We start from the raw sequence: 15,118 nt of genomic DNA, 5'->3' as shown, positions 1-15,118 counted from the left end.
GGCAAGGAGCACCTCGAGGGCCGCGGCGTCGAGGTCTACCTCTCCACCTCCATGGAGTCCTGCGTCGACGGCCACGTGGTGCTCAAGAACGGGCTCGAGGTCGACTCCAACACGATCGTGTGGACGGCCGGCGTCAAGCCGAACCCGGCGCTGTCCCGCTTCGGCCTGCCGCTCGGCCCCAGCCGCGCGCCGCCCCGGGGCCCCTATCCGGCCGCCGTATGGCACTCCGGGTGGCCCCAGCCCTTCCCGTTCTTGGCGATGGGCTCACCGGCCGCATAGGAGCGGCCGCACACGCAGCGGCCGGGGAACTTCGCCTTGATCGTGCGGGACGACGCCCCGCCGCCGCGCTGCCGCGACGCCGTGGACCCGTTCGCGCGGCGGCGCGGCGCGGCGGACGCCGGGGCGGCGGGCGCGGGCGGCGGCTCCGGCGAGCCCAGGGCGCTGCCCGCGGGCTGCTGCACGGTCGCGGCCTGGCTGGCGGCGCGGTCGGCGAAGTCGTTGAGCGGGTCGCCGTCGACCTGGTGGGCGGGTACGTAGCGGAAGTCGACCGAGCGGCCGTCGAGCAGTTCGTCGATCCGCACGACCAGTTCCTGGTTGGCGACCGGTTTGCCGGCGGCCGTCTTCCAGCCGTTGCGCTTCCAGCCGGGCAGCCAGGTGGTGACGGCCTTCATCGCGTACTGCGAGTCCATCCGGACCTCGAGCGGCACGTCCGGGTCGGTCGCCGCCAACAGCCGCTCCAGCGCGGTGAGTTCGGCGACGTTGTTGGTGGCGGTGCCGAGCGGACCGGCCTCCCAGCGGGCCGGAGTCCCGGCGTCGTCGGAGACCACCCATGCCCAGCCCGCCGGACCGGGATTTCCCTTCGAAGCCCCGTCGCACGCGGCCACCACACGTTCACGCATGGCTTCGATCATGCCACGGCCGAGTGGGCCCCCTGCCACCGCCTAGGAGACGTCCTCGGTCTGCGGCATCTCCCCCTGCGTGGCCGTGATGTCGATCACCGAGAAGTTCGCGCCCTGCGGGTCGCTGAGCGCCGCGAACCGGCCGAAGGGGCTGTCCATCGGGCCGAACCGCAGGACGCCGCCGTGCTTGGTCGCCTTGGCGACGGCGTCGTCGCAGTCGGCGACGGTGAAGTAGACGTTGATGTACGGCGGCACCTCGGGCGGGAAGTCGTCCGTCATCCTCATCCGGCCCAGGACGCTGTCGCCGCCGAGGTTGAAGATCCGGAAGTCGACCGCGTCGTCCTGGATCTGCTTCGCCCGGTACCCGAACACCGCGGTGAAGAACGCGTCCGCCTTCTCGGGCTCGCGGGTGAAGACCTCGGCCCAGCAGTAGGCGCCGGGCACGCCGGTCGCCTCGAAGCCCTCGTGGGTGCCTGCCTGCCAGACGCCGAAGACGGCGCCGCTGGGCTCACGGGCCAGGCACATCGTGCCGAACTCGCCGACCTGCATCGGCTCCATCAGCACCTCGCCGCCGTTGTCGCGGATCTTGCGGGCGGTGGCGGCAGCGTCCGGCGAGGCGAAGTACAGGCACCACTGCGACTGCCCCTCCTGCCCGGGCATCGGCGGGACGACGGCGGCCACCGCCTTGCCGTCCACGTAGGCCTGGGTGTAGTTGCCGTACTCCGACGACGCCTCGCCGAAGGTCCAGCCGAGGACGTCGCCGTAGAAGCTCTTGGCTCCCTCGACGTCGCTGAACATCGCGTCGGCCCAACAGGGGGTTCCCTCAGGTTGTACCGCCATGGCTGCGACCCTCTCCCGCTCGGTGGGTGGTCCGAATCTTCACGCTAGTCACCCCCCGGTCGGGCCGCGCGCCGGATGCGGCACCTTGTTCCAGACTGGAGGGCGGACACGGGCGGACTTCGGCGGACGGGGCGCGGTATGGCGGGCGGCACGACGATGCGGGCATGGACGGTGACCGGGCCGCGACCGGTCGAGGAGGACCCCCTACGGTTCGTCGAGAAGCCCGTCCCGGTGCCCGGGGACGACGAGCTGCTCGTGCACGTGCGGGCGTGCGGGGTGTGCCGCACCGACCTGCACGTCACCGAGGGCGACCTGCCGGTGCACCGGCCCGGTGTCACGCCCGGCCACGAGGTGGTCGGCGTGGTCGCGGGGTTCGGGCCCGCGGTGCACGGCTTCGAACTCGGCGAGCGGGTGGGCGTGGCCTGGCTGCGTCACACCGACGGCACCTGTGCGTACTGCATGCGCGGCGCGGAGAACCTGTGCCCGGCCTCGCGGTACACCGGCTGGGACGCCGACGGCGGCTACGCCGAGTACACGACCGTCCCGGCCGCCTTCGTCTACCGGCTGCCCGGCGAGGTGGACGACGTCGCGCTCGCGCCGCTGCTGTGCGCGGGCATCATCGGCTACCGCGCGCTGCGGCGGGCGTCGCTGCCGCCGGGCGGGCGGCTCGGGCTGTACGGGTTCGGGGGCAGCGCCCATCTGTGCGCGCAGGTGGCGTACGCCGAGCGGGCCACCGTGCACGTCCTGACCCGCGGTGCGGCCGCGCAGCGACTCGCCCTGGACCTGGGCGCCGCGTCGGCCGGGGACGCGTACGCCCAGCCGCCGGAGCCCCTGGACAGCGCGATCCTGTTCGCCCCCGTGGGGGACCTGGTGCCGGTCGCGCTGCGGGCCCTGGACCGCGGGGGCGTCCTGTCGATCGCCGGGATCCACCTGAGCGACACCCCGCCGCTGCACTACGAGAGCGAGCTGTTCTACGAGAAGGAGGTGCGCAGCGTCACCTCGAACACCCGCGAGGACGGCCGGGAGTTCCTCGCGCTGGCCGCCCGGCACGGCGTACGCGCCACCACGCACACGTATCCGCTGTCGCAGGCCCAGCAGGCGCTGAAGGACCTCAAGGCCGGCCGATTCGACGGGGCGGCGGTGTTGGTGAACGACGTTTCCTGAGCGGCTTCGACGTACGGGAGCCACGGCTGACCGACGCGTGTCTTCCCCCTCGTGTCCGGCTGTGCTTGCCTGGGGAGCCGTTTCGGTGGCCGGGGCGGGAGTTGCCGTATGCGGAAGCGGTGGATCGTGGGAGTGCTGCCGGCCGGGGTGCTGCTCGGCGCGTGCGGGGATCCGGCGGACGGGCCCGAGGCGTCGCCGCCCTCTCCCTCCGTGCCGGGCGCGTCGGTCGCCGCCACGCGGCAGCAGGCCCACGCCTCGCCTAGCGACGCCCCGAGCGACGCCCCGGCAGAGGTGCCCACGCCCACGGTGCTGTACCTCGGGGACTCGCTGGCGGAGCCGGAACGTGCTCGGGCAGGAGCTCGGCAAGGGCCTGCGGGCCACGTACACGAGCGCCCCCCAAGGGGGCGGTGGACGACGTCCGGGTGTACGGCAGGAGGCTGGGCGCCGACGAGGTCGCGGCGCCTGCGGCGTCCGCCCAGCCGCGCGGCCGGTTCGCCCGGAGGGGGTGGGCCGGCCGTGACCGTCCACCCCTACTCGCCCGCGTACGCCTTCTCCAGGGCGGCGATGTCGAGCTTGCTCATCGAGAGCATCGCCCGGGTGGTGCGGGCCGCCTTCTCGGGGTCCGGGTCGCCGATCATGTCGATGAGCCCGTTAGGGATGACCTGCCAGGACACGCCGTACTTGTCCTTGAGCCAGCCGCAGGGGCCGGGCTCACCACCGTTCTCGGTGAGCTTGTTCCAGTAGTGGTCGACCTCCTCCTGGTTGTCGCAGTAGATCTGGGAGGAGATCGCCTCGTTGAACTTGAACTGGGGGCCGCCGTTCAGCGCGACGAACTTGTGGCCGTTGGCCGTGAAGTCGACGGCGATCACGGAGCCTGCGGGGCCCGGCCCGGCCTCGGTGTAGCGGCCGATCCGCCCGATGCTGGAGTTCTTGAAGATCGAGACGTAGTAGTGGGCGGCCTCCTCGGCCTGGCCGTCGAACCAGAGATACGTGGTGAAACCTTCGGTGGCCATGGGCACCTCCTGGAGCGGGGACGCGGTCATCAGTGTCGACCGGTCCGCGCCGCGAAAGTCATCGGTCGGGCCGCGGATTAATCCGTGGGGCGCTCCGAGGGCCCCGAACTAGCATCCCGGTCATGACGACGTCATCGCCCGCGGGCGACATCCGGCCCTTCCGTCTCGCGATCCCCCAGAGCGACCTCGACGACCTGCACGACCGCCTTGACCGCACCCGGTGGCCGGACGAGCTGCCCGGCGTCGGATGGGACTACGGCGTTCCCGGGGACTATCTGCGCGAGCTCGTACGGTACTGGCGGCACGAGTACGACTGGCGTGCGGCCGAAGCACGGCTGAACGAGTGGCCCCAGTTCACGACCACGATCGACGGGGCCGACGTCCACTTCGCCCATGTCCGCTCCCCGGAGCCGGATGCCACCCCGCTGGTGATCACCCACGGGTGGCCGGGGTCGATCGTCGAGTTCCTCGACGTCGTGGGCCCGCTGACCGACCCGGCCGCGTACGGCGGTGATGCGGCCGACGCGTTCCATGTCGTGGTACCGAGCGTCCCGGGATTCGGGCTGTCCGGGCCCACCCCGGACCGGGGCTGGGAGGCGGGCCGGGTCGCCGACGCCTGGGCCGAGCTGATGCGGCGGCTCGGCTACGAGCGGTTCGGCGCGCAGGGCGGCGACTGGGGTGCGGCGATCTCCCGGGAGCTGGGCCGCGCCCACCCCGACCGGGTGATCGGCGTTCACCTCAACCTGCTGCCCGGGGCGCAGGCGGCCACCGAGCCCACGCCGGAGGAGCTGGCCGCGCTCAGCCCCGAGGAACAGCGGCGCGCGCTGACCTCCTGGCGCCGCTGGCGCGACTGGTCCCGGGAGGGGACCGGATACGCGGTGCTCCAGTCGACCCGGCCGCAGACCCTGGCGTACGCGCTCACGGACTCGCCCGTCGGTCAACTCGCCTGGATCGTCGAGAAGTTCCGGGAGTGGACGGACTGCGAGGAACTGCCCGAGGAGGCCGTCGACCGGGACCGGCTGCTCACCGACGTGATGCTGTACTGGCTGACCGGGACCGCCGGCTCCTCCGCCCGGATCTACTACGAACGGGCGCACGCCTCGGGCCGGGCCGCCGCCGCCACCGAGCCGTCCACCGCGCCGACCGCCCTCGCCGTCTTCCCGGCCGAGCCGCAGATCCCACTGCGGCACAAGGCGGAGCGCATGGAGAACATCGTGCGCTGGACGGAGTTCGACCGGGGCGGGCACTTCGCGGCGATGGAGGAGCCGGACCTGCTGGTCGACGACGTACGGGCGTTCTTCCGGCAGCTGCGCGAGAAGGGCTGAGGACGGGCTCTGCCCGTGGCGAATCTGCCCCGGGCAGAGAAACCGCATCGTCCGACCGCCCGCGCTCAACAGTGGGGTCGACGGCATCCGTGCCACGACAGGGAGACCCGATGACCCCACTGCCGCCACTCGCCAGGCTCTCGCCCCGAGCGGAAGAAGGCGAGAGCCCACCCAGCCGCTTCGACCACCTCGCCGCGCAACTGCTCGCCCGGCGGATCGTCTTCCTGGGCACGCAGGTCGACGAGGTGTCGGCCAACCGTGTGTGCGCGCAGCTGCTCCTGCTGTCGGCCGAGGACCCGCGCACCGACATCAGCCTCTGCATCAACAGCCCCGGTGGTTCCGTCACCGCGGGGCTCGCCATCTACGACACGATGCGGCTCATCCCCAACGACGTGTCGACGCTGGCGATGGGATTCGCCGCGAGCATGGGCCAGTTCCTGCTCACCGTGGGCACGCGCGGCAAGCGGTTCGCGCTGCCCCACGCGCGGATCATGATGCACCAGCCGTCGGCCGGGATCGGCGGCACCACCGCGGACATCGAGATCCAGGCGGAGAACCTGGAGTTCGCCAAGAAGACCATCGAGCGGAACACCGCCGAGCACACCGGGCAGAGCGAGGAGACGATCTCGCGGGACGGCGACCGGGACCGCTGGTGCACGGCCGAACAGGCCAGGGAGTACGGGATGGTGGACCGGGTCCTGGAGTCGCTCGCGACGTCCGCCCGGCCGCCTCCCGCCGACGGATGGGGTTGTGACATGGGGTCGTACACGGTTCCGTACGTCATCGAACGGACCGCGCAGGGCGAGCGGTCCTACGACGTCTTCAGCCGGCTGCTCAACGAGCGGATCATCTTTCTCGGCACCGAGATCGACGACGGCGTCGCCAACGTCGTCATCGCGCAACTCCTCCATCTGGAGTCGGCGGCACCGGAGCACGAGATCGCGGTCTACATCAACTCGCCCGGCGGCTCGTTCACGTCGCTGATGGGGCCGGTTCCGCAACCGCGGCGACGACATGGAGGACATCGTCCAGACCGGGATGATCGGCCTGATCAAGGCCATCGACCGGTTCGAGCTGTCCCGCGAGGTGGAGTTCACCTCGTTCGCGCTGCCCTACATCGTCGGCAAGATCAAGCGGTTCTTCCGCGACACGACCTGGGCGGTGCACGTGCCGCGGCGGCTGCAGGAACTGCGCGTGGAGCTGGCCAGGGCCCGCGAGGAACTCTCCAGCCGCCTGGACCGGGAGCCGACCGTCGCCGAGCTCGCCACCCTGATGAACCTCTCCGAGGACGAGGTCGTCGAGGCGCAGATCGCGTCCAACGGCTACAACTCCGCGTCGCTCGACGCCGCCCTCACCGGTGACGGCCCCGAGGACGGCGAGGCGGTACTCTCCGACTTCATCGGCGTGGAGGAGACCGGGATCAGGCTCGTCGAGGACTTCCACTCCCTCGCGCCGCTCGTGGCCGAACTCAGCGAACGCGATCGGCAGTCATCCACCTCAGGTTCGTGGAGGAGGCCACCCAGGCAGAGATCGCGAACGGCTCGGCTGCTCGCAGATGCACGTCTCCCGCCTGATCAAACGCATCATCACGCAACTGCTTCAGGGCATGCTGGGCGAGCTCGGCCGCGCCTGACGGACGCGCCCCCGGCGCGCGGGTGCCGCCCAGTCCGCAGTCCGCGGAATCAGCCGCGCCCGAGATCCACCACGGCACGCACCCGCTTGCCGACCGGCACCCGTTCGACGGTCACGTCCGTCGCCAGTGCGTGCACGATCTCCAGCCCGTGCCGGCCCACGCGTTCCGGGTCCCGGGGGAACCGCCGGGGCAGTGCGGCGCTGCTGTCGTACACGGACACGGTCACCGAGGTGTCCGTGCCCTCCAGCTCCAGGACGTACGGCCCGTTGCTGTGCCGGTTCGCGTTGGTGACCAGTTCGCTCACCACCAGGAGCAGTGCCTCGCCGGCTCGGCCGTCGATCTCGGCGCACCACTCGGTCCTGAGCTGTTCGAGGAAGCACGCGGCCAAGGACCGCGCCTCGGCTATGCATCCGGGTTCACCGGTGTAGTGCGCCGCCCGCCGAAGCGGTTCCACGGGAACGTCGAAACCAGTCGGTATCACTGCCCCGTCCAGGTGCTCGCTCATGCGTGTGTCTCTCGGAAGCCGGTCTGACCGGTCGCTGCTGCACTTGTGCTCGTACCCCGGGCCGCGCCCGGCAGTCCCCGCCGAGCGGCCTCGCCTCGGACCGCGTCAGGACGCCGGTTCCGTCGCGGGGGATTCCGGGGCGCTGGGGGTGGACGCCGGCTGGGAAAGCGTCTCGGCCGGGGCGGAGGTGGGCGGAGCTGCGGAGGTGGGCGGAGCCGCAGAGGTGGGCGGGGCTTCGGAGGTGGGCACGGACTGGGAGCCCAAGGATTCGGAGTACGGCGGCTGAGAGGTCGCGGGCTCGGAGGACGGCGGCCCGGAGGTCGGGGGCGCCACGGACGACGACGAGGACGGCACGCTCGACGACGACGACGGGGACGGGGACGGGGACGGGGAAGTCTTGGACGGGGACGGCGAGGACGGCGAAGTCTTGGACGACGACGAAGACGGCGAAGTCGTGGACGCCGATGGCGTGCAAAGCGCCGGCTTTCCGCTCACGCACGGTGTCGGCGTGCCGGGGGCCGTCGTGGTGGGCAGTGTGACGCTCACGCTCGGGACGGGCGGGTGCTCCGGCGGCCGCGTCCAGTGGTCCTTGTGGCCCGTGTCGCCGGGGTAGCGGGCGAACCACTTGTCGTGGTGGGGGTCGAAGACGACGAACGCCTTGACGATCTGCGGGGCGGGCGTGACCACGACGACGTTCTGGGGACGGTACGACGACCACTTCGGGCCGACGTACCGGGGCGCGGTCCGCTGGGCGACCGGCGGCGCCAGCGGGTTGCCGCAGGCGCACCGGGTCCGGGGCACCCCGTGGCTGTCCACGAGGACGGCCGTCCCCGCCTGCAGGACGGCCTGGTAGCTGGTGGTGGATCCGTTGCGGTAGCCGTGATTGGTGACGCGTGTGTCCATCCGCAGCTGTACGGGCGTGAGCGAGCGCAGGTACGCGGGGACGTCGGACGGGCGGACGCCCACGGAGGCGGCGAACGCGCTGTTCCGGGCCGGACTCGCCTGGTAGTACTTGACCTGCTTCTCCACGTTGCAGCTGGAGACCTTCTGGGTGCCGCTGTAGAGGCCGGGTGCCCCGCCCTCGATGCCGCGCACGGCGTTCGGCGCCGTCGACCGTGGAGCCGGGGCTGTCGAGGCGGACAAGGTCGGTGATGCCGACTGGCCGGGAGATGTCGGCGATGCCGAGTGGGCAGGCGCTGCCGACGAGGGGGAGGTGTTCGTCGCGGACGACTCCGTGAAGGGATCGGGGCCCGTCTCGGCCGCGGGCTGGAGGAAGACCTCGCCCTGGGCCTTGGAGCCACCGCCGGAGTTGGTGAGGACGACGGCCACCACCACGGCGGCCACCACCACGGCGGCGAGCACCGCGACCCGGGGTACCGACAACCACAAGTGGCGGCGAGGCTCTGGTTCGTCGGCATCGCCCCCGCCCGAAGGCTGGGTGGGCGGGCCCGAAGGCGGCTGGGAGGGCGGGCCCGACAGGGGGCCGGAAGGCGGTCCGGTGGGGCGGCCGGAGGCCGGCGGTTCCACACTCACAAGCGCTCCCGATGTCGGCATTTTGCGGCGTATGAACTAACTACTGCCGCATTTCCCGAACATGACCATTGTGTGCTCCGGTCCCGTACCGCTCGCAAGCGGACGCGGACGGACCTCCCGGCGGGCGCGGCGCTGCGGCGCTGCTTAGCGTGGCAGCGTGATCCCAAGCCCCTCCGCCCCGCCGACCGCCCCCCACGGCTGGGCGCAGGCTGTCGCCACGGCGCTGGCCGGGCTGATCGCCATGGGCGTGGTCGCCGCGCTGGGGCTGTGGGCCGCCGGGTCCGCTTACCTCCCCGACCGGGCTTTCCCCCGGGCCGTCGCCGCGACCGTGGTGACGGCGGTCGGCGGGACCGTCGAGCTCTCGGGGAACGCAGGCGCCCTCGCCGAGACGCACGCCGGCATCACGGTGATCCCGCTGTCGGTCACGCTCGTCGGGGCGCTCGTCATCGCCACGGGCTTCCTGCGGCCGCTTCGGCACCGGGCGGTGACCAGCGTGCGGGAACTGGCCGGGTGGGCCGCCCGGATCGCCGTGCTGTGGCTGCTGGGCCTCGTCGGTCTGGCGCTCGGGGCCCGCCAGACCTTCGCCATCGACCTCGGCAACGGGGTGCTCGGCGACATCGGCGACCTCTTCAACGCCTCGCCCAAGGTCGGCTTCACCACCCAGGTGCCGCTGACCGTGGTCTTCGGGCTGCTGTGGCTGGCGGGCGTGCTGGTGCTGGCCCTGCTGGTGGCGCGCGGGGCGCCACTGCCGTCGCGGCTGCTGCGGTTCCAGGCTTCGGTGCGTCCGGCGGCGTACGCCATGGTCGTTCTGCTGCTCGCGTACGTCGTCGTGGGCCTCGTCGTCGCGCTTGTCACGGCGGCGACGCGCGGACATCCTGCCGAGACCTTCGCCTTGATCCTGCTCGGTCTGCCGAACCTGGCCTGGCCGGCCCTCACGATCGGTTTGGGAGCCACCTGGAACGGCCGGGTGGACGGCCCGTTCGGACTGCCCGTACCGCACCTGCTCGACGAGGTGCTGCGCACCCGGGACGTCTCCACGCTCAATCTGCGCACGCTCGCCGAGCACGACGGCACGGTGTGGTGGCTGGTGGTCGTCGACACGGTGCTGCTGCTGGCCACCGCGTTCCTGATGGCGGCACGCTCACCGGCGCGGGTGCGCCCCCGGCAGCACGCCCTCCGCATGGCCGTCGCCCTGGCGCTGACGGTGCTGATGATCTGTCTCGTGGGCCGGATCTCCGCCCATTACGGGCTCTCCCTGCTCGGCCTTGGCGACGTGGGCGGCGGTCTGTCCGGGGAGTTGCTGCTCAGGCCCCGGCTGTGGAGCGCGCTCGGCCTGGCCGTGCTGTGGGGCCTGGTCACCGGCTTCCTGGGGGCTCTGTCGGCCCAGCGGGTGCGCCGGCGAGGCGAGGTCCCACACGGTTAGCGGCCGGCCCGTCGCCAGGAGCGGGTGCGCTCGGCCGGCGACAGGAGGGCACCCTGCGTGGCGCTCCTCGTGCCGGGCGGCACCGTCCACCGCCCCTGTCGGTGGCGCCGGCCGGCCCGAGGACCGGCTCGGATCGTGCTGTGTCAGGGCTCTCCGTTCGGCGTGACGACGCGGGTCGGGGTGTGGTCGGAAGGTCCGGCGGCGGCCTGTGGTGCCTCGTCGGCCGCGTACGTGGTCAGCCGCGTTCCGTCCCCGTACACCCACCGCCCCTGCTCGGCGTCGTACAGCCACACCGACTCGCCGTCGACGACGACGCCGATCCGCAGCTCCCGCGTACGACTGCGGAAGGACTCTCCGTCGAGGCCGCCGTCGGCCAGCTCCTCCACGGCGGCCCGGTAGCGCGCCAGTGCCTCTTCGGCGCGGGCGAGCAGCGGGCGCGGGTCCGCCGTACGGTCGGGCGGCCCGTCGGCGACGGGCGGGTCCCGCGGGACGGCGACCAGGCGGCGGCCGTCGACCCAGGCGGACCAGCCGTTGGCGCACAGGATGTTTCCCCAGTCGCCGCGCCGTTCGAGGAGCTGCACGGGCAGCAGCGGGTCGAGAGGCGCGGTGGGCCGGTCGGGGTCCGGGGCCTCCCAGGCGGGCAACCCGTCCTGGGGCACGATGTGGGTGGGCCGGAAACCGGGGCTCGTCATCGTGGCGCCACCCTCACTTCCGCATGACGGCGGGTTCATGGCGGCGCAGCAGCCGGGAGACCCCGTAACCGAAGCCGACCGACAGCACCACCAGCACGAGCAGGTTGCGCAGCCACACCTGCGGCGCGTGTCGGAACAGCGGGTCGGCGGTCAGGTCGCTGGGCACGATCCGGGCCAGATCGACGGTACCGGCCATCGCGCTCAGCGCCCACCGCGAGGGCACCAGCCAGGACATCTGGTCCAGGCCGGGCACGCCGTGCAGCTTCACCAGGGCCCCGCAGAAGTCGACTTGGACGACGGTCAGCAGCACCAGCAGCGGCATCGTCACCTCCTCCTTGCGCACCAGCGCGGAGACCAGCAGGCCGAGCAGCATCGCCGTGAAGGCCAGCAGGGCCACCGCGAGGATGATTTCGATCAGGGACGGCAGCAACACACCCTTGCCGCCGGGGGTGTTGAGGTCGACGCCGAGCAGGCCCACGAGGGTGAGCACCACCGCCTGCAACACCGTGATCGCCCCCAAAACGATGACCTTGGAGACGAGGTACGCCGATCTGGGCAGGCCGACGGCCCGCTCACGCTGGTAGATCACGCGTTCCTTCACAAGTTCGCGCACGGCGTTGGCCGCGCCCGTCAGCATGCCGCCCACGCACAGGATGAGCAGCACGTTCATGGCGGTCAGCGGGGTGAGTCTGCTGCCGGCGACCGCCCGGGCCATCACGCCCGTGAGGAACGGCAGCGCGATCATGGTGGCGAGGAAGGTGCGGTCGGCGCCGATCACGGCGGTGTAGCGGCGCACCAGCGTGCCGAGCTGGGTGACCCAGCCGCGCGGTTTCGGCGGCGGGGTCGCGGCGACCGGTCCGGAGCGCGGCAGGTGCGGCTGCGCGGTGGAATCCACGACGTACTGGCTGTGCAGCGGCGAGTCCCGGTACGTCCCCGCCCAGTCCCGCTCGCGGTCGCCCTCGAACGCCTCGAAGGCCTCCGGCCACTGCTCGAAGCCGAAGAAGCCGAGGGCGTCGTCGGGCGGCCCGTAATAGGCGACCTTCCCGCCAGGCGCGAGGACGAGCAGACGGTCGCAGACGTCGAGGCTGAGGACGCTGTGGGTGACGACGACGACGGTGCGGCCGTCGTCGGCCAGGCCGCGCAGCATGCGCATCACCGAGCGCTCCATGCCGGGGTCGAGGCCGGAGGTCGGCTCGTCGAGGAAGAGCAGGGAGGGCTTGGTGAGCAGTTCCAGGGCCACGCTCACCCGCTTGCGCTGTCCGCCGGACAGGCTGTGCACCGGCTGCTGGACACGCTCCTGCAGGCCCAGCTCCTGCACCACCTCGTCGACGCGGGTCCGACGCTCGGCCGACGAGGTGTCCTGCGGGAAGCGCAGCTCGGCGGCGTACGTGAGCGCGCTGCGCACGGTCAGCTGGGCGTGCAGGATGTCGTCCTGCGGGACCAGGCCGATGCGCTGGCGCAGTTCGGCGTAGTCGCGGTAGAGGTCGCGGCCGTCGTACAGGACCGTGCCGTGCTCGGCGGGCCGCTGCCCGGTCAGGGCGCCCAGCAGCGTCGACTTCCCGGCGCCGCTGGGCCCGACGACTGCGAGCAGGCACTTCTCCCCCACCGGGAAGGACACGTGGTCGAGCAGGACCTTCCGGCCGCGGTCGACGGTGACCGTGATGTCCTGGACGTCGAGGGAGACCTCGCCGGTGTCGACGTACTCCTGGAGTTCGTCGCCGACGAGGCAGAACGCCGAGTGGCCGATGCCGACGATGTCGCGGGGGCCGACCACGGCCCGGCTGACGGGCCGGCCGTTGAGGAACGTGCCGTTGTGGCTGCCGAGGTCGACGATTTCGTACGTTCCGTCGGGGCGGGCGTGCAGTTCGGCGTGCCGGCGGGAGACGACCAGGTCGTCCACGACGAGGTCGTTGTCGGCGCTGCGGCCGATGCGGATGACACGGACGGGCAGCGGCCGCACGGAGGTGGGCCGCCGGAAGGTTCTGGTCTGGGCGGGCATGGAGACCGCGGACGGGCGGTCGGGTGCCGGTGCCGGGCGGCTGACGAGGAGTGCGCGCGGTCCGTCGACCGGGTTGCCGAAGCGGATCACGCTGTCCGGCCGGACGCCGCAGTCGTGGATGCGGCGGCCGTCGGCGTAGGTGCCGTTGGTGCTGTTGTCGTCGTGGAGCGTCCAGTGGCCGTCCTCCGGGCGCAGCACCGCGTGGTGCCAGGAGACCCGGGAGTCGTCCAGGACGACGTCGCTCAGCGGGTTGCGTCCGACGTGGTAGTCGCGGCCCGGACTCATCACCGTCGAGCCCGTCTCCATTTCGAGGACGAGCTCGGGTGCAGTCGGCGCGACCGGCCGCTCAGCCATGTCAGAATTCTATCGATTCGTCCATATGTGCGCCCGACCGGCGCGGCCGTCAGACCAGCGGCAGGACGAGCGCCGGGATGGTCCGCTGCATGCGCAGCGCGTCCACGGACTCCGCGAGCAGCTCGTACTCGGTGGTGTCGTCGTCGGCGGCGATCCGCACCAGCCGCCCCTCGGTCAACTCGTAGGCCACGATTTCCTGTTGGGCCACGTCGGCGCACCAGGCACGCAGGATGCCGGGCACGTCGGGCACGGTGTCCGGTACCGGGACGAGCGCGCGCGGCGGAAAGTGCGGGCTCGCCGGCGCGGGGTCGAGCCGTTCGGCGATCCAGGAGGCCCGGTCGCGCAGCCACCACAGGGCAAGAGCCAGGGTGGGCGCCCGGTAGGTGCCGAGCGGTACCCCGATGCGGCGGCCGTCGCACATGCCGTACGCGGTGACATGGCACAGGAATTCGTCGTGCACTGCTCCTCCCCCGTCGCGTGGTTCGTCTGCCGGTCGTGCCTCGCTCTCCGTGCGGTTCCTGTGCGGTGAAGCATCCCTGACCTTCGAGTATGTTCACCCCTGAAACACTGTCACCATGGCTTTCCGGCCAGTCTCCTGGCATATTCACCGCCCCCCTTGGCCGAAACCGCGCGGATCCGCTGTCGCGGGCACTAGCCGGGCGGTAATCGACCCCTCCGCCGCCTCCCGGCATGGTGGTCCCAACGGGTCGCCGACCACGGAGATCCGGGTCCTGACCAGCACCTACGACCTCGATGGAGGCCGATTCACCATGTCCGCGCACACCGACCGTTACGAGAGTGCCGTCGCCCGCTACTTCGAGGCCTGGAACGCGGGCGAGCCGGAGGCCCTGGCGAAGGCGGTGGCCACCGCCTGGGCGCCGGACGGCAGCTACACCGACCGGCTCGCCGACGTCCGCGGCCACGAGCGGATCGCGGCCGTGATCGCCGCGGCCCACGAGCAGTTCCCCGGGTTCGCCTTTGGGCTCACCGGCGCCGTCGACGGGCGCCACGACACGGCACGGTTCTCCTGAGAGCTGGTCAGCGAGGCGGACGGTTCCGCGCCGGTCGCCGGGTCCGACGTGATCACCCTGGACGGTGAGGGGCGGATCCGGACGGTGCTCGGTTTCCTGGACCGGGTACCCGCCGGAACCTGACGCCCGCCGCCGCGATGAGTTCTACCGCGCGCGGTGGTCTCTTGAAACGAACGGTCCGTCGGGATCGCCGTGAGCGGAGGAACACCATGGGCACGACCGGAGAAGTGGACGCGGAATTCACCACCGAGCTGCGCAGGAGTCCGAACAAGGGCGGCTGGACCTATGTCGTCTGGCCGGAGTCCGTCGCCTTCTTCGGAACGCGCGGACTCGTCAAGGGTCCGCGGCACGATCGACGGCCACCCTTTCCGGAGCTCCTTCATGGCGCTGGGCGAGGGGACCCACAATTTGCCGGTGAAGGCCGACGTGCGCAAGGCGATCGGCAAGGGCGAGGGCGACACGGTGACCGTGCACCTTCAGGAGCGGCTCAGCTCGTAGCCCCCGTGCGCCGCGCCTTCTCCCGGTAGCGGCGGGGGCGATACCGACGGTGCGCCTGAAGGCGTTGCTGAAGGCGCTCTCGGAGGTGTAGCCGACCGAGCGGGCGAGTGCCGCCACCGGTGTCCCGTCCTGCCGGAGGGCGCGGGCGGCCAGGCTCATTAAAGGACCATCCCTTCTGCAGCCCTCACGGGTAGGGTTGTGACCTCTCG

At 71.9% G+C, this 15,118-nt stretch carries 11 protein-coding genes and 7 pseudogenes; 9 read left to right on the top strand and 9 right to left on the bottom strand.

What is annotated here, in order from left to right:
• A pseudogene (locus ABZV31_RS08535) lies at positions 1–180 on the top strand (NAD(P)/FAD-dependent oxidoreductase); the annotation flags it as partial.
• Between the two features lie 23 nt (positions 181–203).
• Here ABZV31_RS08535 and ABZV31_RS08530 read toward each other — a convergent pair.
• Together ABZV31_RS08530 and ABZV31_RS08525 are read right to left on the bottom strand one after the other, a co-directional pair.
• Positions 204–911, bottom strand: coding sequence for a ribonuclease H (locus ABZV31_RS08530; protein ID WP_355889890.1), 708 nt, complete (start codon positions 909–911; stop codon positions 204–206).
• A 30-nt stretch (positions 912–941) separates the two neighbouring features.
• A complete protein-coding gene (locus ABZV31_RS08525; RefSeq protein WP_355889887.1) occupies positions 942–1,739 on the bottom strand; it encodes a VOC family protein in 798 nt (265 codons plus the stop codon).
• A gap of 156 nt (positions 1,740–1,895) precedes the next feature.
• On the opposite strand from ABZV31_RS08525, the gene ABZV31_RS08520 reads away from it, so the two are divergent.
• Complete coding sequence (locus ABZV31_RS08520) at positions 1,896–2,903, top strand: zinc-binding alcohol dehydrogenase family protein (RefSeq protein ID WP_355890102.1); 1,008 nt, start codon at positions 1,896–1,898, stop codon at positions 2,901–2,903.
• Positions 2,904–3,433: 530 nt separating this feature from the next.
• Here ABZV31_RS08520 and ABZV31_RS08515 read toward each other — a convergent pair.
• Positions 3,434–3,916, bottom strand: a complete 483-nt coding sequence (locus ABZV31_RS08515; RefSeq protein ID WP_355889885.1) for a VOC family protein — start codon at positions 3,914–3,916, stop codon at positions 3,434–3,436.
• 122 nt (positions 3,917–4,038) lie between these two features.
• Here ABZV31_RS08515 and ABZV31_RS08510 point away from each other — a divergent pair, with 122 nt between their 5' ends.
• The 4 genes and pseudogenes from ABZV31_RS08510 to ABZV31_RS08495 all read left to right on the top strand — a co-directional run.
• Positions 4,039–5,241, top strand: coding sequence for an epoxide hydrolase family protein (locus ABZV31_RS08510; RefSeq protein WP_355889882.1), 1,203 nt, complete (start codon positions 4,039–4,041; stop codon positions 5,239–5,241).
• A 110-nt stretch (positions 5,242–5,351) separates the two neighbouring features.
• Positions 5,352–5,995, top strand: a pseudogene (locus ABZV31_RS08505) (ATP-dependent Clp protease proteolytic subunit).
• Position 5,996: 1 nt separating this feature from the next.
• Positions 5,997–6,215: pseudogene (locus ABZV31_RS08500) on the top strand (ATP-dependent Clp protease proteolytic subunit); the annotation flags it as partial.
• 13 nt (positions 6,216–6,228) lie between these two features.
• Positions 6,229–6,874, top strand: a pseudogene (locus ABZV31_RS08495) (SigB/SigF/SigG family RNA polymerase sigma factor); the annotation flags it as partial.
• Between the two features lie 49 nt (positions 6,875–6,923).
• Here ABZV31_RS08495 and ABZV31_RS08490 read toward each other — a convergent pair.
• Positions 6,924–7,379, bottom strand: a complete 456-nt coding sequence (locus tag ABZV31_RS08490; protein WP_355889880.1) for an ATP-binding protein — start codon at positions 7,377–7,379, stop codon at positions 6,924–6,926.
• Positions 7,380–7,484: 105 nt separating this feature from the next.
• Complete coding sequence (locus ABZV31_RS08485; protein WP_355889877.1) at positions 7,485–8,762, bottom strand: DUF6777 domain-containing protein; 1,278 nt, start codon at positions 8,760–8,762, stop codon at positions 7,485–7,487.
• Between the two features lie 391 nt (positions 8,763–9,153).
• Here ABZV31_RS08485 and ABZV31_RS08480 point away from each other — a divergent pair, with 391 nt between their 5' ends.
• Positions 9,154–10,335 (top strand): streptophobe family protein, encoded by a 1,182-nt coding sequence (locus ABZV31_RS08480; RefSeq protein ID WP_355890099.1) that lies wholly within the window; start codon positions 9,154–9,156, stop codon positions 10,333–10,335.
• Positions 10,336–10,478: 143 nt separating this feature from the next.
• Here the strand turns inward: ABZV31_RS08480 and ABZV31_RS08475 are convergent, their stop codons facing one another.
• The 3 genes from ABZV31_RS08475 to ABZV31_RS08465 are packed head-to-tail and all read right to left on the bottom strand — an operon-like array spanning position 10,479 to position 13,840.
• The gene (locus ABZV31_RS08475; protein ID WP_355889874.1) at positions 10,479–11,027 is read right to left on the bottom strand and encodes a hypothetical protein; all 549 of its coding nucleotides are present in this window, start codon (positions 11,025–11,027) and stop codon (positions 10,479–10,481) included.
• A gap of 13 nt (positions 11,028–11,040) precedes the next feature.
• Positions 11,041–13,380 carry an FHA domain-containing protein gene (locus tag ABZV31_RS08470; RefSeq protein WP_355889871.1) on the bottom strand — a complete coding sequence of 780 codons (2,340 nt, stop codon included), beginning with the start codon at positions 13,378–13,380 and terminating at the stop codon, positions 11,041–11,043.
• Positions 13,381–13,429: 49 nt separating this feature from the next.
• Entirely contained in the window at positions 13,430–13,840 is a 411-nt protein-coding gene (locus ABZV31_RS08465) for a hypothetical protein (RefSeq protein WP_355889868.1), read from the bottom strand.
• 310 nt (positions 13,841–14,150) lie between these two features.
• On the opposite strand from ABZV31_RS08465, the pseudogene ABZV31_RS08460 reads away from it, so the two are divergent.
• Positions 14,151–14,534, top strand: a pseudogene (locus tag ABZV31_RS08460) (nuclear transport factor 2 family protein).
• A gap of 86 nt (positions 14,535–14,620) precedes the next feature.
• Positions 14,621–14,909 (top strand): annotated as a pseudogene (locus tag ABZV31_RS08455) (DUF1905 domain-containing protein).
• A gap of 78 nt (positions 14,910–14,987) precedes the next feature.
• Here ABZV31_RS08455 and ABZV31_RS08450 read toward each other — a convergent pair.
• A pseudogene (locus tag ABZV31_RS08450) lies at positions 14,988–15,068 on the bottom strand (hypothetical protein); the annotation flags it as partial.
• Positions 15,069–15,118: the final 50 nt, after the last annotated feature.

The sequence above is a fragment of the Streptomyces sp. NPDC005202 genome (assembly GCF_040608235.1).
Classification (GTDB): Bacteria; Actinomycetota; Actinomycetes; order Streptomycetales; family Streptomycetaceae; genus Streptomyces.
The sequence above is the reverse complement of the archived record's forward strand: the minus strand, read 5'-3'. Positions and strand labels throughout refer to the sequence as shown.